Annotated in this window: 14 protein-coding genes; 5 read left to right on the plus strand and 9 right to left on the minus strand. The window is 53.5% G+C overall.

Annotation, left to right across the window (positions count from 1 at the left end; translation table 11 throughout):
• Position 1: 1 nt before the first annotated feature.
• The 5 genes from JHD74_RS08090 to JHD74_RS08110 form a co-directional block, all read right to left on the minus strand.
• Positions 2-1,135 (minus strand): fimbrial protein, encoded by a 1,134-nt coding sequence (locus tag JHD74_RS08090; protein ID WP_024529234.1) that lies wholly within the window; start codon positions 1,133-1,135, stop codon positions 2-4.
• Positions 1,126-3,678 (minus strand): fimbria/pilus outer membrane usher protein, encoded by a 2,553-nt coding sequence (locus tag JHD74_RS08095; protein ID WP_199062350.1) that lies wholly within the window; start codon positions 3,676-3,678, stop codon positions 1,126-1,128. Before JHD74_RS08095 ends, JHD74_RS08090 begins: the two co-directional genes overlap by 10 nt.
• Positions 3,644-4,414, minus strand: a complete 771-nt coding sequence (locus JHD74_RS08100; RefSeq protein ID WP_024529236.1) for a molecular chaperone — start codon at positions 4,412-4,414, stop codon at positions 3,644-3,646. The genes JHD74_RS08095 and JHD74_RS08100 overlap by 35 nt, the downstream gene beginning before the upstream one ends.
• 52 nt (positions 4,415-4,466) lie before the next feature.
• Positions 4,467-5,012 carry a fimbrial protein gene (locus JHD74_RS08105; protein WP_024529237.1) on the minus strand — a complete coding sequence of 182 codons (546 nt, stop codon included), beginning with the start codon at positions 5,010-5,012 and terminating at the stop codon, positions 4,467-4,469.
• A gap of 462 nt (positions 5,013-5,474) precedes the next feature.
• Positions 5,475-6,371, minus strand: a complete 897-nt coding sequence (locus JHD74_RS08110) for a transcriptional regulator (RefSeq protein WP_199062351.1) — start codon at positions 6,369-6,371, stop codon at positions 5,475-5,477.
• 213 nt (positions 6,372-6,584) lie between these two features.
• On the opposite strand from JHD74_RS08110, the gene JHD74_RS08115 reads away from it, so the two are divergent.
• Entirely contained in the window at positions 6,585-7,031 is a 447-nt protein-coding gene (locus JHD74_RS08115; protein ID WP_074030351.1) for a hypothetical protein, read from the plus strand.
• A gap of 478 nt (positions 7,032-7,509) precedes the next feature.
• Positions 7,510-7,584, plus strand: coding sequence for a membrane protein YpdK (gene ypdK / locus JHD74_RS08120; RefSeq protein ID WP_099782600.1), 75 nt, complete (start codon positions 7,510-7,512; stop codon positions 7,582-7,584).
• A gap of 68 nt (positions 7,585-7,652) precedes the next feature.
• Here the strand turns inward: ypdK and JHD74_RS08125 are convergent, their stop codons facing one another.
• The 3 genes from JHD74_RS08125 to JHD74_RS08135 all read right to left on the minus strand — a co-directional run bounded on the left by JHD74_RS08125 (position 7,653) and on the right by JHD74_RS08135 (position 10,397).
• Positions 7,653-8,177 carry a cytochrome b gene (locus tag JHD74_RS08125; RefSeq protein WP_199062353.1) on the minus strand — a complete coding sequence of 175 codons (525 nt, stop codon included), beginning with the start codon at positions 8,175-8,177 and terminating at the stop codon, positions 7,653-7,655.
• Between the two features lie 325 nt (positions 8,178-8,502).
• Positions 8,503-9,735 carry an alanine transaminase gene (alaC, locus tag JHD74_RS08130; protein WP_074030349.1) on the minus strand — a complete coding sequence of 411 codons (1,233 nt, stop codon included), beginning with the start codon at positions 9,733-9,735 and terminating at the stop codon, positions 8,503-8,505.
• Between the two features lie 119 nt (positions 9,736-9,854).
• Positions 9,855-10,397, minus strand: a complete 543-nt coding sequence (locus JHD74_RS08135; protein WP_074030347.1) for a GNAT family N-acetyltransferase — start codon at positions 10,395-10,397, stop codon at positions 9,855-9,857.
• Between the two features lie 169 nt (positions 10,398-10,566).
• Here JHD74_RS08135 and JHD74_RS08140 point away from each other — a divergent pair, with 169 nt between their 5' ends.
• The 3 genes from JHD74_RS08140 to JHD74_RS08150 all read left to right on the plus strand — a co-directional run bounded on the left by JHD74_RS08140 (position 10,567) and on the right by JHD74_RS08150 (position 14,342).
• The gene (locus tag JHD74_RS08140) at positions 10,567-11,811 is read left to right on the plus strand and encodes a DUF1479 domain-containing protein (protein ID WP_199062355.1); all 1,245 of its coding nucleotides are present in this window, start codon (positions 10,567-10,569) and stop codon (positions 11,809-11,811) included.
• A 108-nt stretch (positions 11,812-11,919) separates the two neighbouring features.
• Entirely contained in the window at positions 11,920-13,611 is a 1,692-nt protein-coding gene (locus JHD74_RS08145; protein WP_024531240.1) for a sensor histidine kinase, read from the plus strand.
• Positions 13,608-14,342 (plus strand): LytTR family DNA-binding domain-containing protein, encoded by a 735-nt coding sequence (locus tag JHD74_RS08150; protein ID WP_024531241.1) that lies wholly within the window; start codon positions 13,608-13,610, stop codon positions 14,340-14,342. Before JHD74_RS08145 ends, JHD74_RS08150 begins: the two co-directional genes overlap by 4 nt.
• On the opposite strand, the gene JHD74_RS08155 is transcribed toward JHD74_RS08150, so the two are convergent.
• Complete coding sequence (locus tag JHD74_RS08155) at positions 14,343-14,684, minus strand: DUF2502 domain-containing protein (RefSeq protein ID WP_024531242.1); 342 nt, start codon at positions 14,682-14,684, stop codon at positions 14,343-14,345. It lies immediately after the preceding gene.
• Positions 14,685-15,013: the final 329 nt, after the last annotated feature.

A 15,013-nucleotide genomic window follows, 5' to 3' on the forward strand; every position in this document is an offset into this window, starting at 1 on the left:
CCTACTTATAATTGAGCGTAAAAGTGATTGCGGTATTGGCCGTACCAGCAGTTACGGTATTACCCACCTGGAACAAACCAGCCTGCATCGGAACCCGATAGTTGGCCTTGGCCGAACTATCATAGTTATCCAGTAGATAAATAGTGCCAAACGTCACCGGCAGATTGTTGCCACGTAACAACTGGATCCCGACGCCTCGGGCGCTTGAGGTTGCATTCGGTGCCACTACGCCATTGGCGGCATCCAGCACCTGAGTCGTGGCGGCAAAGCTGTAACCAATGCTAGCCAAGCCGGCTGGGCATTGGTTGAACGCCAACTCAAAGGCTTTACGCCCTGCCACTGTCCCCACGCCGTTGAACTGTCCGACGCTGGCCTCCGGCAGATCGACATTCACATTAGGTGTGGTGCAGGTGCCGCCGCTGGCGATCGTGCCGCCGCTTTTGAACTGGGCAATCATGTAGGTGAGATCGCCTGGCGCAGCAATACCGTTATACGTCTCTAAATGTCGCAGATAAATCGGATCGAACAGGGGAATTGCGCCAGCGGTCAGGCCGGTGGTCGTTTTCACAAACCGCACCTGGGCATCAACACCCAAATAGAAGCGGTTACCGCTGTAGTTGACGGTGATAGACTCAGGATGGGTCTGTTGCCCGCCGGTGCCAATGGTCAGCGGCTGCCAGTTGGTCGTTTTACCATTCAGGGTATAACGCCAACGGACGATATACCCCAGGCCGGTTTTTACCGTGGTGTTATACAGCATGTAGGTTTGCCCATCGACCACGATAGTATTACGCGTGGTGTAAGGCGGGTAGCCCTGTACGCTAAACTGCACCGGCTGCTGGTAGGCGCTATTGGGGGTGCAGTTCCAGGCGGTGGAGTTGTAAGAATTGATCCAAGGACCCAGCACATCACCCACGGCGCTGTCTTTGCCAATCTCAATGGTGGCCGTATCGAAAAACTGATAATAACCACTGTTACGCGCGCAACTGACCGCCAGCCCTTCGGCACTGGCCGCTCCGCCATAGCCAAATATTAGCAATAAGCCAAGAAGCAAGCGCTTACCACGCTGCCGGAACCCCGCGCCAAGCCAGTACGTGAAAAAACGGGTCAAAGTCAGTCGTTGCTTCATTGGCATATTACCTCCAGGCGGCGATAGTCAGATTCAGCCCCAGGCGATACGGCGGGCAGTTGATAGGTAAACCGGCAACTTTCTCCGGCCCCCTCCCCCCATTTCACCTCTAACTGGCCTTTAGGGTTGTTGACTCGCAGTAAGCCTTCACCAACCTGACCGATATACCCCACGCTGCGCTGTTGTTCGTCGGACACGTTTGCGCCAAAGGGCAACGGATTACCAGCAACGTCTCGGGCCGTCACCAGGATCGAGTAGCCGCTTTCGGTCTCATAACGTAACAGCCCGACGGCACCGGCGGTAGGCGCGATCTTCTGGCTGGTGTATTTCAGCTCCACATCCCTGGAAAGCCCTTTCGGATCCAACTCCACGGTATTCTGGCGGTAAGGGCTGAGGTAAGGGACCACCGCCTTCCCGCTGTTATCCAGGCGCAGACCGCTGTAGTTGGTGATCCTGGCCCCCTTGGCGTTTTCTGCCTCGATGATCGCCGAAGTTTCCCCCAGCATCGGTGTAAACACCACTCCACCGCTATAAGCAACCAGGCCACCGGACATATTGGCACCATATTGTTGATAACCTTGGCCTGCGGAAACGCTGCCCCCAACGAAGGCATAAGGCGCGGCCCATGAGCCGTTGACGCCGCCGCTAACGCTGTTGCTACCATTTTTAGCATAGTCGTAGTTGGTAAAGGCGCTGTAGTTATACTGCCGGTCCTCTCCCAGGCTACCGGAAAGCGAGTTCTGCAACCCCTGGCGATCCTTTTGCTGGGTATAGCTGCTGGTCAGGTTAGGCGCACGCGAGCTGGAGCCCAATGGGATCGACAGGGTCAGCATGGCTTTGTTATCCCAGTTTCCGGTTGCCAGGTTGCGTGTCCGTGCGAAGTTAACCCCATAATTCAGCTTGTTATAGTGATTGTTGTAGCTGAGCTGATATTCGCGGTCAGTCTGGTCATGATCCCAATAATCCTGCACGTTGGCATTCAACGCGACCGTCCCAAAACCCTCCGGCAACGACTGGCTGGCGTTGATCTGGAAACGATTACGTCGTTTCCAACTGTTGTAGTCAGCAAAGCCGCTATCATTACTGTCGCGATCGCGCAGCAACATGGCGTCATCCACGTTGTAATACCCAGAGCTGGAATAGCGGTAGCTGGCCAGCGTGATGTTGGTATCCACCACCGGCAAAATTTTCGCATAGGTGAGCCGTACGCTCTGCCCCTGCTCGTTAGGACGGTTATCAAACTGCGTTTGTGCCTGGGTAATATCCGCCGAGAGCGCACCAAAATCGGTATTGAATGCCAGACCGCCCGAGGCGGCCGCATAGCCATCGGCACCGATCACGCCGGTATAACCCGTCAGCAGGTTAGTGAAACCATGCCTCAAGGTGCCCACCGCAATGGCAGGTTCCTCGCTCACCGAATTATTGCGATATTTCCCCGCCATCAGTGAATAGTGGGTTACACCTGGCCGCAGCAGTTCGGCTATCGAAGCATAGGTGACGGTAAAGCTGCGTTCGGTGCCGTCGGCTTCGGTCACCGTGACCAGCAGATCGCCGCCGCTGCCGGTAGGATACAAATCGTCAATAACAAACGGCCCTGGCGGTACCGTGGTTTCATAAATCTGGCTGCCACGCTGGCTTACACGCACCAGCGCGTTGGTATTGGCGATACCACGCACCACCGGGGCAAAGCCACGTTGGGAATCGCTGTACATACGATCGTCCGAGCTGATCTGAGCGCCAATGAACCCAATGCTGTCAAAGACTTGACCGTCGGTAGTCGATTGCCCCAGCACCATCCGGCTACGCCAGCCAACCAAAGGCCGCTCAAGATAGGTTTCATTGCTTTGATAGCGAAAACCCTCGTCATCATTCCAATTGGCTGACGCCCGGTAACGCAAACGCCACACGTCCCAGTTCAATCCGCCACGCAACCCCAAAAACTGGGTGGTTTGAGCAGATGAGTCGGAATGATCAGCACGGTAGGCGTTGTAGTCATATTGCAGAGTAGCCGCCGTGATGCCGTTATCCCACAGCTCAGGGCTGACATAACCACGGGCTTCATGCTGCAGCAAAGACTGCGGTGCACGCACATCCAACCGTTGGCCACCGCTATCAAAATTGCCCTCCACGCCAGGCACCAGTTCACCCAGCGCAATACACTGTTCCCCTTGCTGCAAGCGTGACAACACCGCCTTGTCCAGTTTATCCAAGGCAATGTCGAACAGACTTAACAGTTTCAGATCGTAGCAAGGCTGAGCGATGCTGCTTTGCGGCGAAGCCAGGGAAAAGTTGACGTCCTGCCGCCCTTTCCATTGGTCGTTAAGATAGAGATCGATGCGGTGAATGCCGGGAGCAACCGGGTTACCGCTGGAGAACTGGCTGACATCGACGGACGAACGCAGAAAAGACTCGTTGAACTCAATAGCCTCGGTTTCATCCGCATAAGCCAACGCCAAGGGAGCCAGTAAAATGGCTCCGGCAATGTAAATCTGGTTGAGAAAAGAGGGCCGCCAATCAAGACTTACCACTGCCCGCCAACGTCCGCTCATTTTTGTTATCCCCACCGAAATCATCAATCAGGCTGTAAAACGCTTTTAAGCCTGCTGACGGTGCCGATTTCATTCCTTGAATTTTCATCACCAACTCGCCAAAGGGGGCCACCATCCTTTCCTGCGTTTTCCCCAGATCGCCCAGCACTGGCGCGCCTTTGGCGCTGCGAATCTCAATCTGGCGGAAAGTAAGGTAATAAGGCGATGGGTTCTTGGCGACGATTTCGTAACCCGCAGCCCCTTTGCGTAAGCTCAGATCCAGTTTTTCGTAAGCCTGAGCCGGGGTCATTGGCAGGTTATCCGGCCGGTAGAACAGTTTGATGCGGGTACGGAAAGAGAACTGCATCAGGTTGTCGCCCGCGGCTATTTTTTGGGAAGCCTTGGGTGGTATTTCCAACACATTGAGCCAGAACAGAGATTCACGGTTACCCGGCAATCCTCCGCCGGTACGTGCAATGCGCAACGCCTGCCCTTTACCCGGATCGATACGGGCGACCGGTGGCGTCAGGGTAAAAGGCACCTTGACGGTGTCGGGTTTGGATTTGACATCACCGTTATCGATCCAGGACTGGATCAACACCGGGCTGGTCCCTTGGTTACGCAGTTGGGTAATCGCTTCACCGCTGTTTTCGTTATAAATAATGCGTGTGGCGTTGATGATCACACCAGCATCAGCGGCAACTGTCCATGTCAGCGCCAAGCTAAGGGCGGAAACGGTAAATAGAGTTCTTAACATGGCGCTGTCCTCTGAAAGGGATGAGGCTGCCCCCATCCCACGGCTGGATGTCTTACAGGTAGATGATGGTGTAATCCACCTGGGTATTAACCGTACCTGGCGTGACCGTCCCGTTCGCATAGTATTGCGCGTAATAATTCATTACGCCGCCACCGGAGCTGATATCAACGGCCAAATCGCCTTGGCTATGTGCATTACCCGCCATGATGCTGCCCAGATTGGCGTTCAACAGCTGAACCTGAACGTTGGTCGCCGTACCCGATGCCGAGTTGTTCAGGCGACCGGTGCTCTGTTCAACATAAGCACCTGCTTCAAAGAAGGTGCTGGCAGTATTAAGTGTAGCCCCCGCACAGTTGGTCAGTGCGATACTGAAAGGTGTTGCCCCTGCTGTTGCCCCAACGGCTGGCAGCGCAGAGATGGAAATAGTCGGCAAAGTTACCGTGGCGTCTTTAGACTGGTTGTTAACCGAAATATCGCAGGTAGTGTCAGTAATGGTACCGTTGATGGTAATGGTGCCATCTGCTGCCAGGGCAGAACCCGCAAAAGTCATACCGATAACAGCGGCCAGCAGGGTAGTTTTGGTGTTGTAAAATTTCATAATGATCCTAATCCGTTACAAGATAACTGTAGTTAACCAAGCACATTGCCGATTGGTGCGCCCGAGAATCTTTACTGTCATCGGTCCGTTATTTACCATCTTGCCGTACTTGTTTGTTTCCACCGTTCTGCAATAACTCCGCAGGTTCCGTGGTGAGCGTCATCAGTCAGTGACTTAAAAACAATCCTAACCACCCGTTGACGAGAAAAATCTTAACCCGCAATCGGTATAAAAGAATCATTAACTATTAACCTGCAATTATTTAGGTTTTAAACCTAAATTTAATGTTTTAGATCACTAATTTAATGCATAAAGCTCTGTATGACCTCATTGTTAAGCACAAAAAACTTGTTTGTTTTATGTTCAAATTATACAAATTTTAAACAATTCGGCGAGTTATTGCTCATCCGCCAAAAAACCAGACTACTGTTGCGATGATCAGGCCCATTCTTTTACTTGGCCTCACTGCAACAACGGCAAGCTGTCGTTCTCTAACCCTGAGCAAAACTCTATTTTGTGCTCACGTACGATGGTACAGCGCACAAAAAACAGGCGGCTCACGCCAGAAATAAAAGAGCGAACCTGGTTGCTGCGTATCACCAGTAGATATTCATCTGCCCGGCATTCGGCTTTTCGTTGCTCCACATAGGACAACATGTCCTGATTCAGACTGGGGCCGGGGACACCTGACTGCGTGGATGTCGACATAAACACCTTGCAACTCCCCGCCTTGCCAAGAAATACCTCCTGTCTGGCAAGCGAATTGGTGGCGTACATCGTAGAAGCGATCCCCAGTACAAAGACCAAACCAGCAACCCCAGCGATCAGCCCCCAACCAAGACGTTTTTTGTTAACTGGAGTGGCAATCTCTACGCTTGTCGGCAGATCGGGCTCATCATCCATCTCTGAAGCGATAGCAACATAATCGTCAGTCTCGGCTTCCAACTCGCTCTCTACTGGCAAATAGGCCTCATTGCCCACTGTCTGTGCAGGAACTAGCGGAGTAAAATGTCCATCGTCTTCCTGGCTGATTTCAACCTGGATCTCGCGGCGCAACATGAACCCTATTTTCGGCACGGTGACAATCACCTCATCATCGATACCCATCACCTTAAGCACCCGGCGTAACTTGCTTACGCATTGATTAAGGTTGTTATTGCTGGAGATCATGCCGTAGTCGTCCCACACCTTTTTGAAAATCACCTCCCGTTCCACGGGTTTGCCATAATTGGCGAGCAGTAATTGCAAAAGGCGTTTGGCAGGATTGGAAATAGAAGTGGGCTCGTCGGAAAAGTCGCTTGGACCCAACGTTCCGCTATCATCATCAAACAGCACACGATCGTTAAATCTGTATTTCATGTTAATCCGGACCATCATTGGGCTTATAGGATAATTCTGGCATAAGTTCCTAATAAAACATCAGTCACCGTTCAAAAAAGATACGGTGCAACAGTGCTCTCAGCTTGACGGCCTACGCAGTGATTTTCCTCGCGCTTTAAGAACGCCAATCTCTGGCATTGTTGTCGCCAACCGGTCACAATGCGGCTCACTTCCCCCCAAGCAGGAAATATGATGCCTTGCCACTATCCCGCCCAATACGCCTTCGATAGCGAAAGCGATGCCTGGCAAATTACCCTACGCGATTTCCCCGAGCAGCAGGCCGCCTGCTACAAACGTGAGGACGTTGAACTGGAGGCGCAGGAAAGCCTGCTGACGGCTATTGCCATTGAAATGGAAGAAGGGCGTCCAGTGCCTACGGCCTCCGCATTACAAAGCGGCGATATCGCCCTGCATTTGCCGGTGCTGGTAAAATTAAAGCTGGAACTGCATAACCATATGTTGAGCAGCAACACGTCAAAAGCGCTGCTGGCTCGCCAGATGGGGCTTAACGGTGCTCAGATCGATCGGTTGCTGGATGTGGCCTATGCCTCGAAAGTCGAGGCCCTTGAGCAAGCCCTGTTTCTGCTGGGCTACGAAGTGCATACCACGGTAGTGGCGATCCACCTGCCATCAGAATAAATAGTTTGCCCAGAGAGTAAATTTTTACCGTTTTGCGCCGATAGGGTTATTAAACAACCACCGATTGCAAAGTGAAGGCTAAAAATGGAACTCAACCGTCGTCATGTCTGGGCCGCTATCCTGCTTTCTTGTCTGATCTTCTGGGCTATCCTGATTGCCAGCGTCAGCGCCGTGGCCTGATGCATTGCTCCTCATAGTGAGGAAAATCGCGTCTCCCCCTGGCAGGGTAAAAAATCGGCAAAATTGTGATCAAAAACACAGTATTGAAATGGGTAGGATTTTGGGAGTACATTAGCGCCGATCCTGTTGCGATTCCTGGATAACCTCAAGGAACTTGAATCGCAACGACCGGTAAATCGTAGCTCAGGACGTTGTTCCTTCTGATTGAAGAACCCGCCATCCGCCGCTGATTTGCCACAAAATACTCAGACAACAATCGGGATCGTTGGTTTGCGAGGACTCCACAAGGAGTTGTTACGTGAAATACTTTTTGATGGGCGTTTCATTCATGCTGGTTGCATGGGTAGGCACCTTCATGCTGATGGTTGCCTAACAGCAATCTCACCAGGTACAAAGATAAAGGGGCGCTTCTGCGCCCCTTTGTTGTTTCTGCACCGCGAACTATTTGCCGGGCATCATCCGGCGCATGGTGTCGTCACCCCGCACATAGTGATGATAAATTGCGGCCAAGGCATGGATGCCGATGATGAAATATCCCGTGTTTGCCAAGGTTTCGTGCACCATTTTCAGCGTGCGGCGTATGCCCGCATCGGGCGTGACCCACTGCGGCACCTGCCAGCCCAACAGCATCCACTGTTTGCCACCATAGGCCAACGTCAAGAAGCCCAAAATCGGCAACGATAAAAACAGCAGATACAGCACCCAATGGAGAATTTTCGCCCCTAGCGCCTGCAATTCCGGCAAGGCCGGAGTGATCGGCGGCGTCGGATGCCGGTGGCGTAGCCCAAGGCGGATAAACATCAGCACAAACACCGACAGGCCAAAGTTAAAGTGCAGATCCTTCACCAATGCCGCGCTGTCATCCGGCACAGAGTCCTTCAGCAATATGGCACTGTAAGTCAGGATCACCATCACCAGCGTCAGCCAGTGCAGGAGGATTTGCGATTTGGCAAAACGAACGCTCATAGAGACTCCTACTAAATAAGGTATTAGCTGAGCATAGCGGATAACAACTGAAAAGAACCTTAAATAGAAGAAAAATCAGGATTGTGAGTACGTAACACGCCCCTCACCCTAACCCTCTCCCACAGGGAGAGGGGACCGATCGAGCGTGTTTGAAATTGTGGTGACTTACCTTGGATGAGAGACAATCGTGCTTGCTGAGATTATCGCTTTACTTCCAAACGAGCTGGGGCTAACAGCTCCCTCTCCCTGTGGGAGAGGGTTGGGGTGAGGGGCAACAGCGATTGCCGAGTCTCAGGCAACACACCAGCTCCCTCAAGATGAGGGGTTATTTGGTAGCAGGGGTTGCCGTTTTAGCTGGCTTGATTAACCCATCGGCACGGAACATCCCCTTGATGCCGCGCACCGCCTGGCGGATACGATCCTGGTTTTCAATCAAGGCAAAACGCACATGGGTATCGCCGTAATCGCCAAAGCCGATCCCCGGCGATACGCACACTTTAGCCTCCGCCAACAGACGCTTGGCGAACTCCAGCGACCCCAGATGCGCGTAAGGCTCAGGAATTTTGGCCCACACATACATCGAGGCTTTCGGGTTCTCTACCATCCAGCCGGCTTCGTGCAGCCCTTTCACCAGCACGTTACGGCGCTGGCGATACTGCTCGGCAATGTCCAACACACACTGCTGATCGCCTTCCAATGCGGCAATAGCGGCCACCTGCAACGGCGTAAAGGTGCCGTAGTCGTGGTAGCTTTTAATGCGTGCCAATGCGCTAACCAGCTCAGGGTTACCCACCATAAAGCCAATCCGCCAGCCGGCCATATTATAGCTTTTCGACAAGGTGAAGAATTCTACCGCAATGTCTTTGGCTCCCGGCACCTGCATGATCGAAGGCGCTTTCCAGCCGTCATAGACGATATCGGCGTAGGCCAGATCGTGGATCACCAGCACGTCATACTGCTTCGCCAGCGCCACTACCCGCTCAAAGAAATCCAGTTCTACACACTGCGCCGTCGGGTTGGACGGGAAGCCCAGGATCATCATTTTTGGCCGCGGAATGGTTTCACGAATGGCGCGCTCCAGCTCACCAAAGAAATCCACGCCGTCCACCAGCGGCACGGAACGCACCTGCGCACCGGCGATCACCGCGCCATAAATATGGATCGGGTAACTTGGATTCGGCACCAGCACCGTATCCCCATGATCGAGCGTTGCCAACATCAGATGCGCCAGCCCCTCTTTCGAGCCGATGGTCACAATGGCTTCGCTCTCAGGATCGATATCGACCTGATAGCGTTCTTGGTACCAGTGCGAAATAGCTCGGCGTAGGCGCGGAATACCGCGTGAGGTTGAATAGCCATGCGTATCGTCACGCTGGGCTACGGTGCAGAGTTTCTCTACGATATGCGGCGGCGTCGGGCCGTCCGGGTTACCCATGCTGAAATCGATAATATCTTCCCCGCGACGGCGCGCGGCCATCTTCAGTTCAGAGGTGATATTAAATACATAAGGGGGCAGGCGTTCGATGCGCGTGAAACGGCGCGGGTTGTTATCAGACATAGCTACCTCGAAGAGACGTTAGCGCCCGGACCATCCGAGCGACGCTGGCCACAGAATGGCCGAACATCGAACATAACTCAGCCTTGTCAGGCTGTCGAGCCCCCCGCATAACAATTTTTTTACCGTTTGGCAGCCGCAAACTCCGTCGCCAGCAACCCCAACCGCCAGTCATTACACCACCGGTCCGCCAGGCGGAAATTGTCACGCAACGTCCCTTCCAGTTGAAAACCGCAGCTCTCCAACAGACCCCGTGAGGCTAAATTCCCCTCTGTCACCGTGGCATACACTTTGTGAAACCCGCAGGCATTGAAGGCAAAGTCCAGGATCACGGGCAGCGATTCTTTGCCATAACCTTTCCCTTGCCCTTCCGGCAAGCTGCCAAAGCCTACTTCGGCCTGCTGGCAAGGGGACCACTCAGGGCGAAACCCGGTCATTCCCACCGCGTGACCGCTGTTTTTTTCTCTCATCACCAGACACAACCAGCGATCGCAATGCTTATCCCATGCGGGCAAGCGTGCTTCAAAACGTTCACGGATCTCGTGTTCCGGCAGCGGATCGGCAATGTAACGGATCACCTGAGGATCCTGGAACAGACGTAGGAATAACGGCCAGTCATCAGCCGTTAGTGATGTCAGCAGCAAGCGCGGTGTTTCCAATTTCATCAGGTAAATCTCCGAAAAACGAAAAAGAGGAAGTTACGAATGAAAGATATCCCTTTATTTTCCCCTATTAAACCCAGATAATCGTTAACTAGGTTACAACAAAACAGCAACTTTATAACACTACCCTACCACCACCATCCTCGCCCACCGGCGGGCCAAGGAGAACACCATGGCTTCATTACTCATCGATGATATTCCTGCCGCAATACAAAGCGTCAAGCAGCAGTTACGCCAGGCTTTACCCAACTATCGCGAAGTCTTCCTGGAACTGGAAGACAATATTCGCCAGCAGGTGGAGCAAATCCGTCAGGAACTGGCCAACGGCCAGGACCCGGTGCCGCAGGTGGACGCCGAAGATATTCTGCAGCAACGCGTTACCGAACAACAGATTGCCCTGATTAAACAGCGCGGCGTGTGCGCAATTCGGGGCGTATTCCCACGCAGCAAAGCCGAGGCCTGGAACCAGGAGATCGGCGATTATCTGGAACGCAATAATTTCATCGAGCGGCTAAAAAATGCCGCCGAAGATAATTACTTTGGCAAACTGGCTGCCAGTAAGCCACAGATCTACGGCATTTATTGGTCAAAGCCCCAGGTCGAGGCTCGTCAAGATCAGCGCATGCATGCGGTACAGGTGTTCCTCAACAGCCTGTGGGCAACCGAAAGCAACGGTAAACAGCACTTTGACCCAACACGTGTTGCTACCTATGCCGACCGAACCCGCCGCCGCCCGCCAAACTCCTCTTCGTTGGGCCTTTCCCCGCATGTGGATAGCGGCACCATCGAACGCTGGCTGGATGAGAATTTCCGCTATGTCTATCGTCACGTGTTCTCCGGCAACTGGCAGCAATACGATCCCTTTGCCGCCGATGGCCGCACCGAAGTGCGCGAGATTGCCTCACCGGCGGTTTGTTCCATGTTCCGCACCTTCCAGGGCTGGACGGCGCTGACACCGCAACGCACCCACGCCGGAACGCTGAACGTGGTACCGATCGCCAACGCCATGGCCTATATCCTGCTGCGTGCCCTGCAAGACGATGTGGCGGATGACGATCTGTGCGGAGCCGCACCAGGCCGGGCGCTCTCTATCTCGGAACAATGGCATCCCCTTTTATTAGGTGGGTTATCCCCTATTCCCGATCTGGAGCCGGGAGATACGGTATTCTGGCACTGTGACGTGATCCATTCGGTAGAAAACGAGCATAACGGCGAGTTCGACAGCAACGTGATGTACATCGCCGCCGCGCCGGGTTGCGAGAAGAACGATGCCTATCTGCAACGGCAGTTGCCAAGCTTCCTGTCCGGCAAAAGCCCGGTGGATTTTGCTGCGGATGATTTCGAAGTGGATTTCATTGGCCGCGCCACCGTTGACCTGCTGACGCCGCTAGGCAAGGAGCAATTGGGTATCAAATAGCCCTGATGATCGCGGTGTGCTCCGGCCACCGCGGTCATTGCCACGCTGTGATATACTGTGGTCTCCCGTTCGTCGCAGTGAGCCGCCGTTGTGCACCCTGTTTTTGAAATGTTGTTAGCGGTCTTCGATCGTGCCGCCCTGATGTTGATCTGCCTGTTTTTCCTCACCCGCACCCGGCTGTTTCGCCAGCTGTTGCAAAAGGAAGATCATACTCCGCTGGAACTGGCCGCAGTCACGGCCATCTTCTCTCTGTTCGCCCTGTTCAGTACTTATTCTGGCATCAACGTCGAAGGCTCTCTGGTTAACGTACGCGTGATTGCCATTATGGCCGGGGGGATCCTGTTTGGCCCCTGGGTCGGCATCATTACCGGCATTATCGCCGGATTGCACCGCTATCTGATCGATATCGACGGTATCACCTCGGTTCCCTGCCTGATCACCAGCATTATTGCCGGGATCGGTGCCGGTTATATCAACCTGAAAGTGAAGAAAGGCCAGCGCTGGCGTGCCGGGATCTTGGGAGGCATGCTGTGCGAATCACTCACCATGCTGCTGATCGTTGCCTGGGCCAAACCCACCGAACTCGGGCTGGATATCGTGTCTAAAATTGCCCTGCCGATGATCCTCGGCACGGTGTGTATCGGCCTGATCGTGCTGCTGGTGCAAAGCGTCGAAGACGAAAAAGAGGTGATTGCGGCACGGCAGGCCAAGCTGGCGCTGGATATCGCCCGTAAAACGCTGCCCTATTTCCGTAATATCAATAGCGAATCGCTGACTACCATTTGCGAAATTATCCGCCACGATATCAATGCCGATGCGGTCGCCATCACCGATACCCAACATGTGCTGGCCTACGTCGGCGTGGGAGCAGAGCACTACCCACTTGGGCGCGCAGGGCTGAGCCGAGTCACGCTGGAAAGCATCCAGCAGGGCAAAATCATCATCAAAAACAACCTCGAGAACCAGACCGCACCGCAGATCCATTCCCAACTGGTGATCCCTCTATGGGAAAAGGGTGAGGTGACCGGGGCGCTGAAAATTTACTACTGTCATGCCCATCAGATCACCAATACGCTGAAGGTGATGGCGGTTGGTCTGTCGCAGATTATCTCCACCCAGATGGAAGTCTCGCGCATCGAGCATCTGCGCCAAATGGCGGACAAGGCCGAAATGCGCGCGCTACAAAGCAAAATAAACCCGCATTTCCTGTTTAATGCGCTGAACGCTATCTCGTCGTCAATCCGGCTAAATCAGGATACCGCCCGCCAGTTAATCATCAACCTGTCACGTTACCTGCGCTATAACCTGGAACTGAACGACGAACTGATCGATATCCGTAAGGAACTGCATCAGATCCAGGACTATATCGCCATCGAGCAGGCGCGCTTCGGCAGTAAGCTGACGGTGATTTATGACATCGACGACGATATTGCCGTGCGCATCCCCAGTCTACTGATCCAGCCGCTGGTGGAAAATGCCATCGTGCACGGTATTCAACCCTGTAAAGGGAAAGGCGTGGTGGTGATCGCGGTGAAAGATCGGGGCGATCGTGTCAGGATTTCGGTGAAGGATACTGGCAACGGCATCGATCCGATGGTAATCGAACGCGTAGCGCGCAATGAAATGCCTGGCCACAATATCGGCCTGCTCAACGTACATCACCGGGTTTCATTGCTCTACGGCGAAGGATTGCGCATCCGACGGCTGGAGCCGGGAACGGAAATCGCCTTCTATGTCACCAAAAATGGCAATAAACTGCAGAGCGAAAACAGCCCACAACCTGCCGGGGAACAGTTATGAAAGCCATCATTGTGGAAGATGAGTTTCTCGCCCAGCAAGAGCTGACTTATCTAATTAATAAACATAGTAATATCATTATCGAAGCCACCTTTGAAGACGGCCTTGACGTGCTGAAATACCTGCAAACCCATCAGGTCGATGCCATTTTCCTCGATATCAATATTCCGTCGTTAGACGGCGTATTACTGGCGCAGAACATCAGCAAGTTTGCGCATCGTCCGTCGATCGTGTTTATCACCGCCTATAAAGAACATGCGGTGGAGGCGTTTGAGATCGAGGCGTTCGACTACATCCTCAAGCCGTATCATGAAGCACGTATCATCACCATGCTGCAAAAGCTGGAAGCATTGCATAGCCGACCGGCGCAGACGCCGGAGCCTAGCGCACCAGCAAATCGCACCAGCCACAGCATCAACCTGATCAAAGACGAGCGCATCATCGTCACGGATATCAACGACATCTACTACGCCGCCGCCGATGAGAAAGTCACGCGGGTGTATACCCGGCGCGAAGAGTTTGTGATGCCGATGAATATCACCGAGTTTTACCAACGGCTGCCGGAAGAGTTTTTCTTCCGCTGCCACCGGTCGTATTGCGTCAATCTGTCCAAGATCCGGGAAATCGTTCCATGGTTCAACAACACCTATATTCTGCGGCTGAGCGATCTGGATTTTGAAGTTCCGGTCAGCCGCAGCAAGGTCAAGGCGTTCCGCCAACTGATGCGCCTGTAATTACCAGCGTGGACCTCCACGATAGTAACCCGGTGGTGGCGGAGGCGGCATCCGGTGATAACGTGGCCCATCACGCCATTCACGCGGTGGCGGCCCGTAGTAGATCACCCGTGGCGGCGGCCCATAGTATTCACGTGGGCCATAATATTCGCGTGGGCGATGCTGGTACCACCAGCGTGGTTCACGCCAGCGATAACCATCCCAGTAATGGCCACGGTCATCACGATCGCCAATATGCACCGACATACCGGGCACATTGATCCCGACAGAAACATCCGCATGGCTCACCGCAGGCAGTGACAGCGGCAGCAACGCAGCCAATAACAACAGCATTTTTTTCATTGGGTAACTCCCAGAGAACAGAACCTGTCCATTTCCCCATCACAGTAGTTCCGCACCAGTACGTTCTCTATAGGACGAAAGCCCAATTACGTCTTTCAGACATATCCTTCACAATTACCACACAGTTTGCCGCGTCGGTTTAGCCATCTTTTTGACATATCTTTGATATAGATCACGCCCGGCAGGCCGCATTCCAACGGCATTTTGGCCCTTATTCGGCAACTCATGCAGCGATAACGGCATTTCATTCCTCGGCAGCGGCAGTTCATTCCCGATCCGCCATTAGCAACGATCGCCCCCTTTATAATAAGCCCATACCGCAGGGCTCT

The sequence above is a fragment of the Serratia sp. ASV30 genome (assembly GCF_016428815.1).
In the GTDB taxonomy this organism is placed as follows: domain Bacteria; phylum Pseudomonadota; class Gammaproteobacteria; order Enterobacterales; family Enterobacteriaceae; genus Chania; species Chania fonticola_C.

What these genes read in the sequence shown, in the direction of transcription:
- JHD74_RS08090 (WP_024529234.1), bottom strand. Translation starts at nt 1,135, where the DNA reads ATGCCAATGAAGCAACGACTGACTTTGACCCGTTTTTTCACGTACTGG.
- JHD74_RS08095 (WP_199062350.1), bottom strand. Translation starts at nt 3,678, where the DNA reads ATGAGCGGACGTTGGCGGGCAGTGGTAAGTCTTGATTGGCGGCCCTCT.
- JHD74_RS08100 (WP_024529236.1), bottom strand. Translation starts at nt 4,414, where the DNA reads ATGTTAAGAACTCTATTTACCGTTTCCGCCCTTAGCTTGGCGCTGACA.
- JHD74_RS08105 (WP_024529237.1), bottom strand. Translation starts at nt 5,012, where the DNA reads ATGAAATTTTACAACACCAAAACTACCCTGCTGGCCGCTGTTATCGGT.
- JHD74_RS08110 (WP_199062351.1), bottom strand. Translation starts at nt 6,371, where the DNA reads ATGAAATACAGATTTAACGATCGTGTGCTGTTTGATGATGATAGCGGA.
- JHD74_RS08115 (WP_074030351.1), top strand. Translation starts at nt 6,585, where the DNA reads ATGCCTTGCCACTATCCCGCCCAATACGCCTTCGATAGCGAAAGCGAT.
- JHD74_RS08125 (WP_199062353.1), bottom strand. Translation starts at nt 8,177, where the DNA reads ATGAGCGTTCGTTTTGCCAAATCGCAAATCCTCCTGCACTGGCTGACG.
- alaC (WP_074030349.1), bottom strand. Translation starts at nt 9,735, where the DNA reads ATGTCTGATAACAACCCGCGCCGTTTCACGCGCATCGAACGCCTGCCC.
- JHD74_RS08135 (WP_074030347.1), bottom strand. Translation starts at nt 10,397, where the DNA reads ATGAAATTGGAAACACCGCGCTTGCTGCTGACATCACTAACGGCTGAT.
- JHD74_RS08140 (WP_199062355.1), top strand. Translation starts at nt 10,567, where the DNA reads ATGGCTTCATTACTCATCGATGATATTCCTGCCGCAATACAAAGCGTC.
- JHD74_RS08145 (WP_024531240.1), top strand. Translation starts at nt 11,920, where the DNA reads ATGTTGTTAGCGGTCTTCGATCGTGCCGCCCTGATGTTGATCTGCCTG.
- JHD74_RS08150 (WP_024531241.1), top strand. Translation starts at nt 13,608, where the DNA reads ATGAAAGCCATCATTGTGGAAGATGAGTTTCTCGCCCAGCAAGAGCTG.
- JHD74_RS08155 (WP_024531242.1), bottom strand. Translation starts at nt 14,684, where the DNA reads ATGAAAAAAATGCTGTTGTTATTGGCTGCGTTGCTGCCGCTGTCACTG.